13 protein-coding genes are annotated in these 16,226 nt (G+C 73.5%); 7 read left to right on the top strand and 6 right to left on the bottom strand.

Going from position 1 to position 16,226, the window contains the following annotated elements; genetic code table 11:
* Positions 1-21 precede the first annotated feature (21 nt).
* Positions 22-1,818, top strand: a complete 1,797-nt coding sequence (locus ACZ4VI_RS01870; protein WP_467995692.1) for a S8 family peptidase — start codon at positions 22-24, stop codon at positions 1,816-1,818.
* On the opposite strand, the gene ACZ4VI_RS01865 is transcribed toward ACZ4VI_RS01870, so the two are convergent.
* Together ACZ4VI_RS01865 and ACZ4VI_RS01860 are read right to left on the bottom strand one after the other, a co-directional pair.
* Positions 1,815-2,036 carry a hypothetical protein gene (locus ACZ4VI_RS01865; RefSeq protein ID WP_467995690.1) on the bottom strand — a complete coding sequence of 74 codons (222 nt, stop codon included), beginning with the start codon at positions 2,034-2,036 and terminating at the stop codon, positions 1,815-1,817. The two genes, ACZ4VI_RS01870 and ACZ4VI_RS01865, sit on opposite strands and share 4 nt — an antisense overlap.
* Before the next feature lie 72 nt (positions 2,037-2,108).
* Complete coding sequence (locus tag ACZ4VI_RS01860) at positions 2,109-2,654, bottom strand: EF-hand domain-containing protein (protein WP_467995688.1); 546 nt, start codon at positions 2,652-2,654, stop codon at positions 2,109-2,111.
* Between the two features lie 182 nt (positions 2,655-2,836).
* Here ACZ4VI_RS01860 and ACZ4VI_RS01855 point away from each other — a divergent pair, with 182 nt between their 5' ends.
* Together ACZ4VI_RS01855 and ACZ4VI_RS01850 are read left to right on the top strand one after the other, a co-directional pair.
* The gene (locus ACZ4VI_RS01855; protein ID WP_467995686.1) at positions 2,837-3,880 is read left to right on the top strand and encodes a M28 family peptidase; all 1,044 of its coding nucleotides are present in this window, start codon (positions 2,837-2,839) and stop codon (positions 3,878-3,880) included.
* Between the two features lie 85 nt (positions 3,881-3,965).
* Positions 3,966-4,262, top strand: a complete 297-nt coding sequence (locus tag ACZ4VI_RS01850; RefSeq protein WP_467995685.1) for an antibiotic biosynthesis monooxygenase — start codon at positions 3,966-3,968, stop codon at positions 4,260-4,262.
* Between the two features lie 18 nt (positions 4,263-4,280).
* Here the strand turns inward: ACZ4VI_RS01850 and ACZ4VI_RS01845 are convergent, their stop codons facing one another.
* Positions 4,281-4,742, bottom strand: coding sequence for an RrF2 family transcriptional regulator (locus ACZ4VI_RS01845; protein WP_467995683.1), 462 nt, complete (start codon positions 4,740-4,742; stop codon positions 4,281-4,283).
* Positions 4,743-4,930: 188 nt separating this feature from the next.
* Between ACZ4VI_RS01845 and ACZ4VI_RS01840 the strand changes: the two genes are divergently transcribed.
* Positions 4,931-7,624 (top strand): FAD/NAD(P)-binding protein, encoded by a 2,694-nt coding sequence (locus tag ACZ4VI_RS01840; protein WP_467995681.1) that lies wholly within the window; start codon positions 4,931-4,933, stop codon positions 7,622-7,624.
* Between the two features lie 246 nt (positions 7,625-7,870).
* On the opposite strand, the gene ACZ4VI_RS01835 is transcribed toward ACZ4VI_RS01840, so the two are convergent.
* Complete coding sequence (locus ACZ4VI_RS01835) at positions 7,871-9,124, bottom strand: Tm-1-like ATP-binding domain-containing protein (RefSeq protein WP_467995679.1); 1,254 nt, start codon at positions 9,122-9,124, stop codon at positions 7,871-7,873.
* A gap of 105 nt (positions 9,125-9,229) precedes the next feature.
* Here ACZ4VI_RS01835 and ACZ4VI_RS01830 point away from each other — a divergent pair, with 105 nt between their 5' ends.
* A complete protein-coding gene (locus ACZ4VI_RS01830) occupies positions 9,230-9,808 on the top strand; it encodes a Type-2Aa cytolytic delta-endotoxin (RefSeq protein ID WP_467995678.1) in 579 nt (192 codons plus the stop codon).
* 76 nt (positions 9,809-9,884) lie between these two features.
* Positions 9,885-10,505, top strand: coding sequence for an L-threonylcarbamoyladenylate synthase (locus tag ACZ4VI_RS01825; protein ID WP_467995677.1), 621 nt, complete (start codon positions 9,885-9,887; stop codon positions 10,503-10,505).
* A gap of 42 nt (positions 10,506-10,547) precedes the next feature.
* On the opposite strand, the gene ACZ4VI_RS01820 is transcribed toward ACZ4VI_RS01825, so the two are convergent.
* Together ACZ4VI_RS01820 and ACZ4VI_RS01815 are read right to left on the bottom strand one after the other, a co-directional pair.
* On the bottom strand, positions 10,548-12,200 hold the full coding sequence (locus ACZ4VI_RS01820) for an FAD-dependent oxidoreductase (RefSeq protein WP_467995675.1): 1,653 nt from the start codon (positions 12,198-12,200) through the stop codon (positions 10,548-10,550).
* Positions 12,201-12,223: 23 nt separating this feature from the next.
* Entirely contained in the window at positions 12,224-13,138 is a 915-nt protein-coding gene (locus ACZ4VI_RS01815; protein WP_467995673.1) for an AurF N-oxygenase family protein, read from the bottom strand.
* A 267-nt stretch (positions 13,139-13,405) separates the two neighbouring features.
* Here ACZ4VI_RS01815 and ACZ4VI_RS01810 point away from each other — a divergent pair, with 267 nt between their 5' ends.
* Positions 13,406-16,210, top strand: a complete 2,805-nt coding sequence (locus ACZ4VI_RS01810) for an alpha/beta hydrolase family protein (protein ID WP_467995671.1) — start codon at positions 13,406-13,408, stop codon at positions 16,208-16,210.
* Positions 16,211-16,226: the final 16 nt, after the last annotated feature.

Genomic DNA, 16,226 nt, shown 5'->3' with positions numbered 1-16,226 from the left:
AGCCGGCTGAGACTCCCGGCCGTGGCCGCAACCGCTCTGGGCGCGGCCGTCGCGCTCGCCGTCCCCGCCGGAGTGGCCCACGCTGCTCCGACGACCATCCCGGAGCCCCCGGCCCCCTCCGCAGCGCGTGCCGGCTCCGCCGCCTCCGCCGCGGCCACCGCGTCTGCCGCGTCCGTCGCCGCCCCGACGGCCTGGGCCGCCGGTACCCGGGCCTACCTGGTGATCACCGCTCCCGGTGACACCACGGCCGTACGCACGGCGGTCGCGAACAACGGCGGTTCGGTCTTCGCCTCGTACGACGCCATCGGCGTCATCGTCGCCCACTCGACCTCGGCGAGCTTCGCCTCGACGATGCGCGCGGTCACCGGCGTCCAGCAGGTCGGCGCCACCCGCACCTCCGACGTCCCCGCCGACGCCTACAACCCGGCGCTGCCGAGCAACCCGGCGCAGTCCGCCGCGCCGTCCACCGAGCCGGTCCGCTCGGACATGACCCAGATCAAGGCCGACCAGGCCTGGGCCGTCAGCACCGGCTCGGCCACGGTGAAGGTCGGCATCCTGGACACCGGCGTGGACGACCAACACCAGGACCTGGCGCCGAACTTCAACGCCGCCGACTCGGTCTCCTGCGCGTACGGCAAGACCGACACCCGGGCCGGGGCCTGGCGTGACGTGGACCAGCACGGCACCCACGTGGCCGGCACGGTCGCCGCCGCCAAGAACGGCAAGGGCGCCATCGGCGTCGCGCCGAGCGTGAAGATCTCCTCGGTCCGCATCGCCGAGCCGGGCAGCACCCTGTTCTTCGCGGAGAACACCATCTGCGGGCTGATCTGGGCCGGTGACCACGGCTTCAAGGTCACCAACAACAGCTACTACACGGACCCGTGGCAGTTCAACTGCCCGACCAACGTGGACCAGGCGGCGATCCTGGAGGGTGTGAACCGCGCCCAGCAGTACGCGGAGGGCAAGGGCTCGCTGCAGGTCGCGGCGGCCGGCAACGCCAACTACGACCTGGCGAACAAGACCACCGACACCTCCTCGCCCAACGACTCCACCCCGGTGAGCCGGACCATCACCAACGACTGCCTGGACATCCCGGCCGAGCTGCCGGGCGTGGTCACGGTCGCGGCGAACGGCACCAGCGGCTCGTCCAAGGCCTCGTTCTCCAACTTCGGCCGCGGCGTCATCGAGGTGTCGGCCCCCGGCGAGTCGGTCTACAGCACCGTCCCCGGCGGCAAGTACGCCTCGCTGAGCGGCACTTCCATGGCCTCCCCGCACGTGGCGGGCGTGGCCGCGCTGCTGGCGAGCGCGAACCCGGCCTACACCCCGGCGGACATCCGTACGAAGCTGGGCGAGCAGGCCACCGACCTGGCCTGCCCGGCGGACAGCCGGTGCACCGGCACCACGGCCCTCAACAGCTTCTTCGGCGAGGGCCGGGTCGACGCGCTGAAGGCGGTCGGCGGCTCCACCCCGCCGCCCGGCGCGTACTTCGAGAACCTCACCGACGTCGCCATCTCCGACAACACCACGGTCGAGAGCCCGATCACGGTCAGCGGGGTGACGGGCAACGCCCCGGCCACCCTCAAGGTGGGTGTGAACATCCAGCACACCTACATCGGTGACCTGAAGGTCGACCTGGTGGCCCCCGACGGCACCGTCTACACCCTGCACAACCGGAGCGGCGGCGGCACGGACAACCTCGTCCAGACCTTCACCGTCAACGCCTCCGCCGAGGTCGCGAACGGCGTCTGGAAGCTCCGTGTGAACGACAACGCCAACCAGGACATCGGCAGGATCGACGCCTGGAACCTCACCTTCTAGGCGTTCTCCGGGCGCCCCTCGCCGCCGCGGCGGGGGCGCCCGGACTCCGTACCGGAGTAGAGGTGGTCGACCTCGGGACGCAGGTCGAGTATGTCGAGGAACTCAGCGAGCTCGGCCCGGTCGGTCGTCCGGCTCGCGACGGCCCGCCGAGCGGCACGACGGCGGTCTCCGGGCCCCTCGGGCCCGGGTGAACCGTCGCTCTCCTCTGTGACGTCCATGACGCCGATCCGACCACACCCCGGCCCGCCGCGCACGGTCAGCACACGCCGAGGATCAGTACACGCCGAGGGTCAGTACACGCCGAGGAAGATACCTCCGGGCGTGTTCAGGTCGTCGTTGTTGAGGTGGAACGCGCGCAGCGACCGCACGATCTCCCGCTGGGAGACATAGGCGTCGCGGTCCAGGTCGAGACGTTCGAAGACCACCCCGCCCTCGTCGCCGGAGACGCCCCAGACGGCGAGGTAGTCGGCGAACTCCTCCCCGCTGACACGCTTGTCACCCTTCGTGTCCATGATGCGGAAGATCGCCGCCGCGAGGTTCTCCAGGAGCTCGGGCCGGTCGCTGTCGTAGCCCACCGCGCGGTGCGCCGCGACGAACCCGTCCTGGTCCAGCCGCTGCTGCCCCGGCACCGACTGGGCGAGCAGCCCCAGCCACTGCGCCCAGTACGCCCGCTCCAGGGCCTGGATCCGGGAATCGTCCTCCGTCAGCCCGTACGCGCCCGCGTAGGCCCGGACGATCCGCACGTGGTCGTCCCAGGTGACATATCCGTCGCCGTCGGTGTCCAGGACCGCGAAGAGGCGCCGGAGCCTACGAGTGATCGGATCGAGCGTCGCCATGCCGGGGTCCTTCCGAAGGAGGTGATCGTATGGAGAGGGACGGGAGAACCCCCAGTCTGGTTGCCCGGGCCGCCCCGTGCGCGCCGCCACACCCTCCACCACGGACGAGAACGCGACGAGAACGGGCCGGGACCGGTGAGATGAGCGGGCGGGGACGGGACGGGTGCGCCACCATCGACGCCATGGAGCCCGGTCCCGACGTGCCCGCGCTCGTCCGGGAACTGACCCGACGGGCCCATCCGCAGCGCCTGCGGTACGACGTGGAGTTCCTCGCCGACCGCCCGCGCGGCCGGATCCACGCGCCCGAGGCCATGCTCCGGGCCGAGACCCATGTGGCACGCCGACTGGCCGAGGCGGGCTGGCGGACCGAGCGGCAGCCCTTCGACGTCCGGTGGCGGGCGGGCTCCACCGACCACCCCGACGGCGCCGGCCTGTCACCGCTCCGCTTCCGCGTGCACCGGCGGCTCACCGGAGCCAACCTCCTTGCCGAGCCGCCGGACGGGGACGACCGCCCCATGGTGCTCGTCGGAGCGCACCTGGACACCGTCGCGGGGAGCCCTGGCGCCGACGACAACGCCTCCGGAGTCGCCGTCCTGCTGGAGGTCGCCCGGCTGCTCGCCGGGCTGTCGAGGCCGCCCGCCGTCGGCCTGATGTGTTTCGACATGGAGGAGCTGGGCTTCGTCGGCGCCCGCGTCGCCGCCCGCGCATTGCGCCGCGGCCACCGGGTCGCCGGCATGCTCTGCCTGGAGTCCGTCGGCTGCTTCGCCGCCGAGCCCGGCACGCAGACGATGCCGGCGGGGTTCGGCGCGCTCTTCCCGGGCGCGGTGGCCGCCGTACGCGCGGCCGGGCGGCGCGGCGACTTCACCCTCGTCGTCCACCGGCGCTCCTCGGGCGCGGCGGCCGGCCTGTGGCGGCGGGCGGCGGGGCTCACGGACCCGCCGCTGCCCGTCGTCACCCTCCGCGACCCCCGTCCCGACGGGCTGCTGGGCACCCTCGCCGGCCTCGTGGTGCCGCCGGTGAACCATCTCGGCCGCAGCGACCACGCGGCCTTCTGGAACGCGGGCGTCCCGGCCGTCCTGCTCACCGGCACCGCGAACTTCCGCAACCCGCACTACCACCGGCCCACCGACACCCCGGACACCCTCGACTACACGCGCCTGACGGCCGTCGCCGTCGCCACCGCCGTGACCGCCGCGCTCTGGCAGCCGCCGGGTCACCCTCGGTAACCGCCTCGGAGGCGGAAACGCCACCACGGTCCTACGGTGGTCGAAGAGCGCGCTCACGACCGATCCCGTATCCGAGGAGGCTGCGATGCAGGAGCGCTTTGTCTGGGTCACCACGCGCCGTATCAAGCCGGGCGCCCTCCAGGAGTTCGAGCGGGCCTGGCGCCCGGATTTCGCGCCCGACGGTCTGCACCGGGCGTATGCCTACTGGACCGAGGACGGCCAGGAGATCACCGGAGTCTCGCTCTGGGACTCGAAGGAGGCGTGCGACGCCTGGCGGTCCTCCGACGCCGAACGGCAGCGCCGCGAGACCATGGCTCCGTACGTCGTCGAGGAGTCCGAGGCCTTCTACCAGGGCGGCGAACTCGGCCTGCCCGGACGGTAGCCACGGTGGTCCACGGCGTTACGGATACGTCCGTACGTCGTCGGTGTACTCGCGCGCCCGTTCCTGCACGAGCTCCGGCAGCGTGCCCGACGCCAGGTCCGCGAGGGTCGTCCCCTCCAGGACCTGGCGCAGACTCGCGCGGACCGCACGCCACACGTCCGGCATCGGCGCGGCGGCGCCCTGGTACTCCAGACCCGTCAGCTTCAGGTCACGCACGCTCACCAGCGGCCCGTCCATCGCCCGGATCACATCGGCGAGGGTGATCTCCGCCGACGGCCTGGCCAGGGTGTACCCGCCGTCCGGGCCGCGCACGCTCCGCACCAGCCGGGCCTGCCGCAACTCGCTGAGGACGACGAAGAGAAAGCGGACGGGGATGTCCTGCCGGCCGGCGATGTCCTCCGCCTTGAGCGGCCGGTCCGGGGAGCAGGCCAGCTCCGCCATGGCCCTGACCGCGTAGTCCGTTCGCGCTGAGATCCTCACCGCCTCAATGTCTCACGGCTGGCGCGAAACCGATCCGGCTCCTGGCGCGAGGACGTGGCGGCCTTGTCACTGCACATTGTTCATCGACATAGTGAACAACGTTGTGCAGCACCCGCCTTGGCCGGAGGTCCGTCGTGCCCATGCCCATGCCCATGACCGCGCCCGTGTCCGTGTCCGCGGTGTCTGCGGTGTCCCGTCCTGCGCGGCCGACCGTGGCCGTCGTCGGCGCGGGCGCGGCCGGGGCGCTCGTCGCCGTCCAGCTGTGCGAGACGGCCGCCCGCCGGCGCATCCCGCTCGACCTCGTCCTGATCGACCCGGCGGCCGAGGCGGGACGCGGTACGGCCTACGCCACCGAGGTCCCCGAGCACCGGCTCAACGTGCCGGTCGGCGGGATGAGCTGCTACCCGGACGACCCCGGCCACTTCCGGCGCTGGCTCTGCCGGCACGGCGAATCCACCGTCACCGCCGCGGACTTCGCGCCCCGTCACCGCTTCGGGTCCTATCTCGCCGACACCCTCGGCCGCGCCATCATCACGGCCCACGGCACCGTCGCCGTACGCCGGCTGCGGACCCGGGCGACCGGCTGCGCGGCCACGGCCGACGGGCGGTTCGAGCTGCGGCTCGCCGACGGCGGGACGGTCACCGCCGACAGCGTCGTCCTGGCCACCGGGCCCGCCGCCGGCGCCGCGCGGTGGGCACCGGCCGAACTGCGCTGCTCCGAGCGGTTCATCGGCGACCCCTGGGCAGCCGGCGCGCTCGACGCGGTCGGGGCGGGCGACGACGTGCTGCTCGTCGGCACCGGGCTTACCGCCGTCGACCTCGCACTCGTCCTCGACCGGCCCGGCCGCACCGTGCACGCCCTCTCCCGGAGCGGTCTCCTGCCCCAGCCCCACGCCGTCGCACCGCTGCCGCCCGTACCTCCACCGCCGGGCCTCACGGCCCTCCCGCTGCACCGGCTGCGGACCGCGCTGCGGCGGCACTTCGCCGCCTCGCTGCGCGACCACGGCGACTGGCGGCCCGCTCTCGACGGGCTGCGCCCCGTGATCGCCGCGCTCTGGCAGGGACTCACCGACGAGGAGCGGGCCGAGTTCCTGCAACGCGACGCGACCCGGTGGAACGTCCACCGCCACCGGATGGCGCCGACCACCGCGGAGACGATCGCCCGGGCGCGCGCCGCCCGCCGCCTGCGGATCCACGCCGGCCGGATCGTCGCCGCCCGGCCGCTCGACGACGGCCGGCTCGCCGTCGCGGTCGCCGACGGCCGGGAACTGACGGTGGCGTGGGTCGTCGACTGCACCGGGCCCGGGCTGCGCATCGACGCCACCGACGACCTGCTGTGGAGCGGGCTGCTCGCCGACGGGCTCGCGGTGCCCGGACCGCTCGGCATCGGCGTCGCCACCGACGCGGGCCGGCTGCGCGACGCCCGCGGCGGCACCGGCAGGCGCCTGTTCACCCTCGGCGCGCCCCGGCGCGGCGAGCTGTGGGAGACGACCGCGATGCCCGAGATCAGGGCGCAGGCCAGAGAGCTCGCCGAGTCCGTGCTGGCCCCGCTCACCCGCGGCCCGCAGGCGGGCCGCCGCCGGCCCACCGACCAGTTCGGGCTGTCGTTGTCGACCCACGCCGCCGCGGCCGCGGCCTTCCGCAGCGGCCTCGGCCGGGTCGTCACCGTACGGGCGAAGGCCGAAGAGGCGTTCGCCCGGGCCACCGCGCTCGATCCCGGTTTCGCCCTCGGGCACGCCGCGCTCGCCCTCCTCGGCCACGAGTGCGGCGCCGACCTCGACGTACACCGGGAACTCGCCGACGCGCAGCGGAGCGTGGCCGAGCGCGGGGACGAGCGGGAGCGCTCGTTCGTGGACGTCGTCACGCGCCGGATCCAGGACCACGAGGGGGCTGCGGGGCCGGACGGCGACCGGGCGCTCGTCGAGCACCTCGACCGGTATCCGGGCGACGCCTTCGCGCTCAGCATCGCGGTGCCCACGATCGCCTTCTCCGGCGTCGGCGACCTCGACGGGACGCTCGCCCAGCGGATCGTGGACCACACCGCGCCCGCCTACGACGGCCACTGGTTCCACACCTCGCTGGTCGCCTTCCTCCGCCAGGAGGAGGGGCGCATCGAGGAGGCGGGCGCCCTCGCCACGGCGGCCCTGGCGGCCGAACCCGCCTCGGGACACGCCGTGCACGCCCTCGCCCACGTCCACTACGAGTCGGGCGACCACCGCGCCGGGCGCGACTGGCTCGACGGCTGGATCGGCGGCCAGGGCCGCGGCGCCGTGCACCGGGCCCACTTCTCCTGGCACGTGGCGCTGCACGAACTCGCCCTGGACGACTCCGAGGCGGTACGCCGCCGCTGGTTCGCCCAGCTTGCGCCGCGCCAGGTGAACGGCGTACGGGCCCTGGTCGACTCCGGCTCGCTCCTGTGGCGGGCCAGGATGACCCGGAACTGGACCGGCAATGTGCCCGTCGACGGGGTCCTCGACGCCGTCGCCCGGGACCTCCTGGAGCGGCCCGCGACCGCGTTCACCGCCCTCCACAGCGCGGTCGCGCTCACCGCCGCGGGCGATCTGCCCGCGCTCCGGCGGCTGCGCACGCACGCCGCCGGAGCCGACGCCGTCCAGCGCGAGGTCATCGCGCCGCTCTGCCGCGCCCTGGAGGCCGTCCTGGAGGAACAGTGGCCGACCGCGGTGGAGGGGCTGCGGGCACTGCTGCCCGCCCTCCGGCGCGTCGGCGGCAGCGCCGCGCAGCGCGAGGTCGTCGAGGAGACCCTGCTCTACGCGCTCCTGGAGGCGGGCCAGAGCGACGCGGCCCGCCACCTCCTCGAGGAACGCCTCGACCGCCGCGCCTCCCCCCTCGACCGCCGCCGCCTGTCCGCCCTCCCTCACTGAGCCACCGGCCCCCGGCTCGCTCCACCGTCGCCCGTGCCCGCCAGCCGCCAGCCGGCGGCCGGTCCGGCCGGCGGCGGTGCCAGGTCGACCGCCGACCGGTCCCGCCGACCGGTGGTCCGGCGGGCAGGCCGCTGATCCGTCCGGTCGGCCGACCGGCCCCCCTCCGGCGGACCGTCGTCCCCCCGGTCAAGCGCTGGTCCGTTCGGCCAGGCAGCAGTCCGGCCGGTCGGGCGGCGGTCCTGTCGCTCAGGCGGTGGTTCCTTCCCCTCGGGCGTTCTGGCTGATCAGGCGGTGTAGCAACTCCGCCGCCGCTCGGCCGAACGTCGGGTCGTTGAGGTGGGTGTCGAACTCCAGTACGTCGACCGCGCTGCCGCGCAGCCCGTCCCGGACGGCGCTGAACAGGGCCTCGTCCACGGCCGGATCGTGGTACGGGCCGCCCGGCGCTCCGAGTGTGGACAGGCCCCGCAGCGGAAGGCACACCGCCGCGGGGCCCGTGGCCGACCGGAGCTTCGCCGCGAGCCGGGCCCCGAGTTCCATGCACTCCCCGGCCGTCGTCCGCACGACCGAGATCGACGGGTTGTGCACCCGCACGTCACGGTCGAGCACGCGCTCGGGGACCGTGTCGAGGGGGCCGAACTTCACCAGGTCAAGCGCCCCGGGACTCACCACCTGCGGCACCCCCGCGCGTCCGGCCGCGAGCAGCCGGTCAGGCCCGGCCGTCAGGATGCCCCCGCAGAGGTCGTCCGCCAGCTCACAGAGCGTCAGATCCAGGACGCCCGCGAAGAGCCGCTGCTCCGCCAGCGACTCCAGCGTCCGGCCCCCCGCCCCGCTCGCGTGGAAGACCAGCACCTCGTAACCGAGTTCGGTCAGCCGCGCCCGGGCCGCGTCGACGCCGGTCGTCGTCACCCCCGCCATGCTCGCGGCGATCAGCGGCCTGTCGCCCTCCGGTGCGGGTGTCGACACCGTCGTCGCGAAACCCCGCGCCATGCCGGCGACGGCGTCGACGGCGTTCGCCAGTATCGGGGCCGACACCCGGTTGACCCCCGCGATGTCGACCACGCTGTACATCAACGTGATGTCCGCCGAGCCGACATAGGGCGCGACATCCCCCGAGGCCATCGAGGAGACCATCACCTTCGGCACCCCGATCGGCAGCGCCCGCATCGCCCGCGTCGCTATCGACGTACCCCCGCTGCCGCCGAGCGCAAGCACCCCGTGCAGCCTGCCCTCCGCGTGCAGCCGCCGGACGACCACGGCGGCGCCGCGCGCCATCGCGGTCACGGCCGCGCCCCGGTCCCCCTCGCTCCGTAAGCGCTCCAGCTCCGTGCCCGCCGCCCGCGCCACATCGGCGCGCGGGACGTCGGCGGATATCCGCGGGGTCCCGATCACCCCCGTGTCGACGACTATGACCTCGACCCCGCGGCGCAGCAGCCGCTCGCGCAGCCATCCGTACTCCAGACCCTTGGTGTCCAGCGTGCCCACCAGTACAACGATCGTCATCCCCGTACTCTCCGGCGAAGTCGACAAGACGACAAGAGTGTGGCGGCCCGACGCCAGACGGCATACTGACCCCTCTTTGATCACACCGACGCATCAGGAGGAGTCATGTCCGCCAGTTTCAAGACCGTCATCGAGGTGGGTACGGACCATCTCGACCAGGCCCGGGCCATCGACCGGCTGTTCCAGGAGGCGATCGCGCCCGCCACCGTCAACTTCGACTTCGAGAACATCCACCGCGCCGCCGCCGCGATCCCCGACAGCACCGTCGTGAAGATGGTCCGCGGCTGGGGACTCCAGGAGCACGCCCCCGTCATGGTCATGGTGCTCTCCCTCAAGGAGGCCGTACGGCAGGCCCTGCCGGGCGAGTTCGCCGAGGCCGCGTTCTGGGACACCGTCGAGCAGGAGCTCGCCCGCGCGTTCACCGGCCTCTCCGCACAGGAGGGCGAGCCGGGACTCTCGTACTACGACGAAGGTCCGGACCGGACCGGTTACTACCGGGACGTGTTCTTCGCCCTCCAGGACGAGGAGACCGGGGACCACATGTACGCGATCGCCTTCTGCATCGACGTGACCGTCGGCCTGGAGAAGGAGAAGGCCGCCGCCCTGGAGCTCATGGACGTCGCCCCGTTCACGATCCGGCTCAACGCGATCGTCCTGCGCCAGGAGTTGCGCCTCGCGGCCTGACGGCCGCCCGAACGTGCGGGGAACCGCACCGGCCCGCCGTCCCGGGCCGGACCCGCGAGGAACCTAGACTGCCTGCATGGCGAAGTACTTCGACGTGCACCCCGAGAACCCTCAGCGGCGCACCATCAGCACCGTGGCCGACAGCATCCGCTCCGGCGCCCTCGTCGCGTACCCGACGGATTCCTGCTACGCGCTGGGATGCCGCATCGGCAGCCGCGACGGAATCGTCCGGATCCGCTCGATCCGCGAACTCGACGACCGCCACCACTTCACCCTGGTGTGCCAGAACTTCGCGCAGCTCGGCCAGTTCGTGCACGTCGACAACGACGTGTTCCGCGCCGTCAAGGCGGCGACGCCCGGCAAGTACACCTTCATCCTGCCGGCGACGAAGGAAGTACCGCGGCAGCTGCTGCACCCCAAGAAGAAGACCGTCGGCGTCCGGATCCCCGACCACGTCGTGACCCAGGCGCTCCTCGAGGAACTCGGCGAACCGCTGCTCTCCAGCACCCTGCTCCTGCCCGGCGAGGAAGAACCGATGACCCAGGGCTGGGAGATCAAGGAGCGGCTCGACCACGCGGTCGACGCCGTCCTCGACTCCGGTGACTGCGGAACGGAACCGACGACCGTCATCGACTTCTCCGGGGCCGAGCCGGAGATCGTACGCCGAGGGGCCGGCGACACCTCGCGGTTCGAGTAGCCGTGCGCTCGACCCCTTGCGGTGACGTTACGTGACGTCCGCTCAGCTCGTCCGGCTCAGGCGGCCCCCCTTCGCCGTCGCGACCAGCTCGGCCAGGGTGCCGAGCTTGACCCGTGGGCGTCCGGCCGCCCGCCCGCGCGCCCGCTCGGCCCGGTCGATCGCGGCCAGGCCCCGGGCGTCGACGACCGTCGCACCGCGCCTGCGCGCCAGCCGCCGGAACGCCTGGGAGGTACGGGACGGAGCCGGCAGGGCGCCCGCGACGGCGTCGGCCAGGAGCGTCCCGACCGTCTCGGCGGCGCAGGTCCGGTTGGCACCGATGCCACCCGAGGGGCCGCGCTTGATCCAGCCGACGACGTACGTCCCCGGCATCCCGGCCACCTGCCCGCGCTCGTGCGGCACGGTGCCGGTCGTCTCGTCGAAGGGCAGCCCCGGCACCGGCACACCGCGGTAGCCGACCGCCCGCAGGACGAGACCGGCCGGTATCTCCCGCTCGCCCGGACCCTCCGTCACCCGCACGCCCCGCACGGCGTCCTCGCCGAGCACCGCCACCGGCGCCGAGTGGAACCGGAGCACGATGCGCCGCTCCGGAGAGGGCGGGCGCGACCAGTTCACGGTCTCCCGCGCCACGTCCCGTAGCAGCGCGGCCTTCTCGCGCGGTCCCGCGCCGTCGATCGCCGCCCCGGTCCGCGGGTCGTGGTCGTCGACGACCAGGCGTACCCCGGGCAGGTGGGTGAGGGCGAGGAGTTCGGAGGCGGTGTACGCGGCGTCCTCGGGGCCCCGCCGCCCGAGCAGGACCACCTCGCGCACCCGCGAGGCGCGCAGGGCCGCCAGCGCGTGGTCGGCGATGTCGGTGCCGGCCAGGGTCTCCGGGTCCATGACGAGGATCCGGGCCACGTCGAGCGCGACATTCCCGGTGCCGACCACGACGACCCGCTCGGCGGCGCCCAGGCCGATCGCGTCCGGGGCGACCTCCGGGTGGGCGTTGTACCAGGACACGAACGCGGTCGCCGGGACGCTGCCGGGCAGCTCCTCGCCCGGGATGCCGAGCCGGCGGTCGGTGGACGCGCCCACGGCGTACACGACGGCGTCGTGGTGCGCGGCGAGTTCCGCCGCCGTGACGTCCTTGCCGACCTCGACGCCCAGCCGCATCCGTACCCGGGGATGGGTGTGGAAGCGGGCGAAGGTGTCGCCGACCTTCTTGGTCGCGGGGTGGTCCGGCGCCACGCCGTACCGCACGAGACCGCCTGCCACGGGCAGCCGGTCGACCAGGGTCACCTCGGCGTTGGTGTGCAGCAGCAGATCCTCGGCGGCGTACATCCCGGCCGGTCCGGTGCCGACGACCGCGACCCGGATCGGCGCGAAGTCGGACGGTATGTCGCGCTCGAAGGCCGGGGCGCCCCAGGAGTGGAAGTTCGGCCCCAGGGCGGCCGTCCGGGGCTCGTCGTCGGCGAAGTACGCGGCGTTGACGGCCGCGTACGCGGTCTGCGTGGGGGAGAGGCTGTCCACCGGGAAGATCGCGTCGACCGGGCAGGCGTCGGCGCAGGCGCCGCAGTCGATGCAGGTCGCCGGGTCGATGTGGAGCATCTCCGTGCTGCCGAACTCCCGCTCCTGCGGCGTCGGGTGGATGCAGTTGACGGGGCAGACGGCGACGCAGGTGGCGTCGCTGCAGCAGGTCTGGGTGATGGCGTACGTCATGTCGTCGGCTCGACTCAGTCCGGTCAGATCAGGTGGGCGCGCTTGTAGAAGGCCAGGGCGGGCCTGGTGAGCAGCCGGGCGGAGGCCAGGAACTCCATCAGGCCCGCGCAACTGGACCGCATCAGGGACTTGTGGTGCTCGTTCGCCCTGGCCTCGGCGACGGCGCGCTCGACGTCGAGCCCGGCGCTCTCGTAGACCTTCCGGTTCACCATGCTGGTGACGATGACGTATGACGCGATCGCGATCACGAGCGCGTTGAACTGGCGGCGCGCCCTGCTCGCCCCGCGCAGCCGCCTGCGGGTCTCCTCGCGGGCGAACTTCATGTGCCGCGACTCCTCGACGACATGGATGTTGTTGATCGTGCGGACGAACGGCACGACCCGCTCGTCGCGCATCCAGTCGCGCTGCATCACGTCGAGGACCTCTTCGGCGACCAGGATCGCCGCGTACGCCGCCTCGCCGAACGCGATCGTCTTGAACGCCCGGCCCAGTTCGAGCGCGATCCGGTGCGGACGGTAGGCCGGGGCGCCGAGCTTCGCGGCGCCGCGGGCGAACATGATCGAGTGCCGGCACTCGTCGGCGACCTCGGTGAGCGCCCACTGGAACCGGGGGTCGGTCGGGTCCTTGGCGTACATGTCGCGCAGCACCATCTGCTGGAGGATCATCTCGAACCAGATGCCGGTACTGGCCACCGACGCGGCCTCCTGACGCGTCAGCTCCTTCTGCTGAGCGTCCGTCAACTCGCTCCAGTACGCGGTGCCGTAGAGCGTGCTCCACTCGGGGCTCGCGCCGTGGAAGTCCTTGTCCAGCGGGGTGTCCCAGTCCACCTCGGTGGCCGGGTCGTACGACAGCCTGGCGGCCGAGTCGAGCAGCCGCCGGGCGACCTCCTGCTCGGCGTGCCGGTCCTCGCTCTCCGGTGGGACGGTGCTGCTCGCCATGTGCGGCTCCTTGGATCGAGACGTCGGATCGAGACCTCGCACGCTTGTTAGACGCAGCGTCTAGCAAGCTGTTAGACGGAACGTATAACAAGAGGGCTGTGCGGGCCTACCCCCGTGCGGGAAATCCCCGCGATCTCTCCACGCGCGCCGATGTCGTCCCGCCCCATGAGGCAACCCGCGGCGGTCGGTTGCCGTCCTCCGGTCACGAGAGGGGCACCCGGGGACCCCGAGGTGCCGCGAACGAGACCGATCGTGAGGAAGACCGCTTTGATACGTGTCACACGCGCGGTGACCGCGGCCGTGGCGTTACTCGCGCTGGCCGCGGCGTCGCCCGGACCGGCGTACGCCGAACCGTCCTCGGGCTCCCCGGCACGGGCGGGGAACGAGGGCAACGGCGAGCAACTACCAGAGGGGTGGCGCCTCACCGGCACCGGCGCCGGCCGGGAACTCGTCTGGACGTCCCCCGACCCCGTGCCCATGGGCGACGCCCGCGTCGAGTTCTACGCCGGGAACCGGCTGCTCGGCCGCCCCGTGGCCGCTGCGGACGGACGCTCGTACCGGCTGAGGGCCGACGGCGTACGGCTCGGCTCCGCATCGGACTTGAGGGTGCTGGCCGGCGGCCGCCGATTGGACGCCGACGCCCCCGACCCGACCGTCCGGGCCCGGCCCCTAGCTCCGTCGGAGCGACAGGAGGCACCCGTCCCGGCGAACGGGATCGATCCCGGAGTGCCCGGCGGCTATCGCACCGTGAGTGGTGAATACGACCTGAAATCCATCCGGTTGCCCGGATTCCCGGAACCGGTGGAGATGCGGGCTGTGGTGGTCGGGCCGGCAGGCGCACCGGGGAAGCGGCCGCTCGCGCTGTTCCTGCACGGCCGTCACGACACGTGCTACGGCCCCGAGGAGGAGCTGAACGGAGCCTGGCCCTGCAGGCCCGGCACCCGACCGGTGCCGAGCCACCAGGGCTATCTGCTCGCCCAGCGGCTCCTGGCCTCGCAGGGCTACGTGACGGTGTCGATCTCCGCGAACGGCATCAACGGGCAGGACCACCGCGCGGAAGACGGCGGCGCACAGGCCCGCTCGTCCCTGGTGCGGCAGCACCTGGCCCGCTGGGCGGACTGGTCCGTGAACCGGGCGGGCGCGCCCGCCGCCGTACGCACCGCCGCCTCCGCCGACCTGTCCCGCGTCCTGCTGGTCGGCCACTCCCGGGGCGGCGAGGGCGTCAACCGCGCCGCGCTCGACAGCCTCCAGCGGCCCCCCGCCGACCAGGACGGCTACCGGGGCCCGGTGCGCTGGAACATTCGCGGCAACGTCCTGATAGGGCCCACCATCTTCGGGCAGAACCCAGCCCCGGACGTGCCCTCCGTGACCCTCCTGCCCGGCTGCGACGGCGACGTGTCCGACCTGCAGGGTCAGATCTACGTCGACGGCACGCGCGGGGTCGGCCGCGGCACCGCGCTCCAGAGCTCGGTGTACATGGTCGGCGCCAACCACAACTTCTTCAACAGTGAGTGGACTCCGGGGCAGGCGCAGGCACCGGCCATAGACGACTTCTCCACGGAGGACGGGCCGGATCCGGTGTGCTCGCCGGGCAACGGCATCCGGCTCACCGCCGCGCAGCAGCAGACCGCGGGCGCCACGTACATCGCGGTGGCGGCCCGGCTGTTCGTCGGCGGCGACGACCGGGTACGTCCGCTCCTCGACGGCACCGGTCGCCGGGCGCCCTCGGCCGGCCCCGCGCGCGTCCTCACCCACGCCGTCGGCGCGCACCGGACCCCGGCGTTCCGGCCGGAGCCCTCGGTCGCCGTGACCGGCGGCCGGGTGTGCGCGCAGGTCGCCCCCGACCCGGCGCGCGCCTGCCTGCCGCCCGACGCGGGCGGTCAGTCGCCGCACTTCGCCTTCTGGGAGACCTCGCCGGAGCCGGGCCGCGACGCCGTCGCGATGCGGTGGTCGGGTACGGGTACAGGTACGACGGGCACGGGTCCGACGGTGACGGTGCGCTCCCCGCGTCCCGTCTCCCTCGTGGGGAGCGCGGCCCTGGCGGCGAGGGTGATCGTGCCGCCCAACACCACCGGCACGACGCTGGACATCGCCCTCGTCGACAGCTCGGGCCGCCGCGCGCAGCTCGGCCGGGCGCGGGTCGACGGACTGCCGGGCAGTGAGCGGACCGCCTCCTACTGGGGCCGCGAGGTCCGCGTCCCGCTGGCCGCCGCCACCCGGTCCGGCCTCGACCTGAAGCGCATCACGACCCTCGAACTGACGCCCCGGGGCGGCTCCGGCCAGGCCTGGCTGATGGACACCTGGGGCTGGCGAGCCGGCACACCGGCGGTGCGCCCGGCGGCGATGCCGCGCGTCGACATCGGCCGGCTCACCGTCGACGAGGGGGACTCCGGCGAGCGGACCTACCGTGTTCCGGTCCGCGTCTCCGGCCGGGGCAGCGGCCAGGTTCGCGTGTTCGTCGCCGAACCGGGCTCGGACGTGGTCACGTCCCGGATCGTGACGGTCCGTCCCGGCAGCCGGAGCATCGACGTGCCGGTCGTGGTGCGGGGCAACACCCGCTACGGCTACGACATCTCCCAGGAGGTGTTCGTGAAGGCGGTGAGCGGCGTTGCCGTCGGCTCCCACCATGGCGGGGTGACCGCCCGGAACGACGACGCGATGCCCACGGTCACGGTGACGCCGGTCGCGGACGACGTCACCGAGGGCAGCCCCCTGGCCTGGCGGCTGACCCTGTCCGCGGTCGCCGATGCCGACGTCGACGCCGGTCTCGCCCTCCTGCCGGTCGCCGACGGTGCGGAGCTCTCCACCACCGATGTCGAACGGAGCTGGCTGGAGGAGCGCTTCGGCGAGATCCCGGAACCGCCCCGGCCGCTCTCCCGGATCGGCTGGGAGCCGTATCTCGGGGGCACCGTGCCGGCCGGCCGGACGAGCGTCGAGGTGACCGTGCCGACCGTCGCGGACACGGTGAGCGAGCCGGCGGAGTCCCTGCGGGTACGCCTGATCACCTACGACGCCGACTGGGAGCCGCACCCCGGCCCGGAGTTCACGGGCTCGGTGCGGGACGCCGCGTAACGAGGGCGTGCTACGG

Source organism: Streptomyces sp. NPDC029169 (assembly GCF_055563935.1).
This window is presented reverse-complemented; position numbering and strand designations above follow the sequence as displayed.

What these genes read in the sequence shown, in the direction of transcription:
- ACZ4VI_RS01815 (WP_467995673.1), bottom strand. Translation starts at nt 13,138, where the DNA reads ATGGCGAGCAGCACCGTCCCACCGGAGAGCGAGGACCGGCACGCCGAG.
- ACZ4VI_RS01820 (WP_467995675.1), bottom strand. Translation starts at nt 12,200, where the DNA reads ATGACGTACGCCATCACCCAGACCTGCTGCAGCGACGCCACCTGCGTC.
- ACZ4VI_RS01850 (WP_467995685.1), top strand. Translation starts at nt 3,966, where the DNA reads ATGCAGGAGCGCTTTGTCTGGGTCACCACGCGCCGTATCAAGCCGGGC.
- ACZ4VI_RS01855 (WP_467995686.1), top strand. Translation starts at nt 2,837, where the DNA reads ATGGAGCCCGGTCCCGACGTGCCCGCGCTCGTCCGGGAACTGACCCGA.
- ACZ4VI_RS01860 (WP_467995688.1), bottom strand. Translation starts at nt 2,654, where the DNA reads ATGGCGACGCTCGATCCGATCACTCGTAGGCTCCGGCGCCTCTTCGCG.
- ACZ4VI_RS01830 (WP_467995678.1), top strand. Translation starts at nt 9,230, where the DNA reads ATGTCCGCCAGTTTCAAGACCGTCATCGAGGTGGGTACGGACCATCTC.
- ACZ4VI_RS01835 (WP_467995679.1), bottom strand. Translation starts at nt 9,124, where the DNA reads ATGACGATCGTTGTACTGGTGGGCACGCTGGACACCAAGGGTCTGGAG.
- ACZ4VI_RS01865 (WP_467995690.1), bottom strand. Translation starts at nt 2,036, where the DNA reads ATGGACGTCACAGAGGAGAGCGACGGTTCACCCGGGCCCGAGGGGCCC.
- ACZ4VI_RS01825 (WP_467995677.1), top strand. Translation starts at nt 9,885, where the DNA reads ATGGCGAAGTACTTCGACGTGCACCCCGAGAACCCTCAGCGGCGCACC.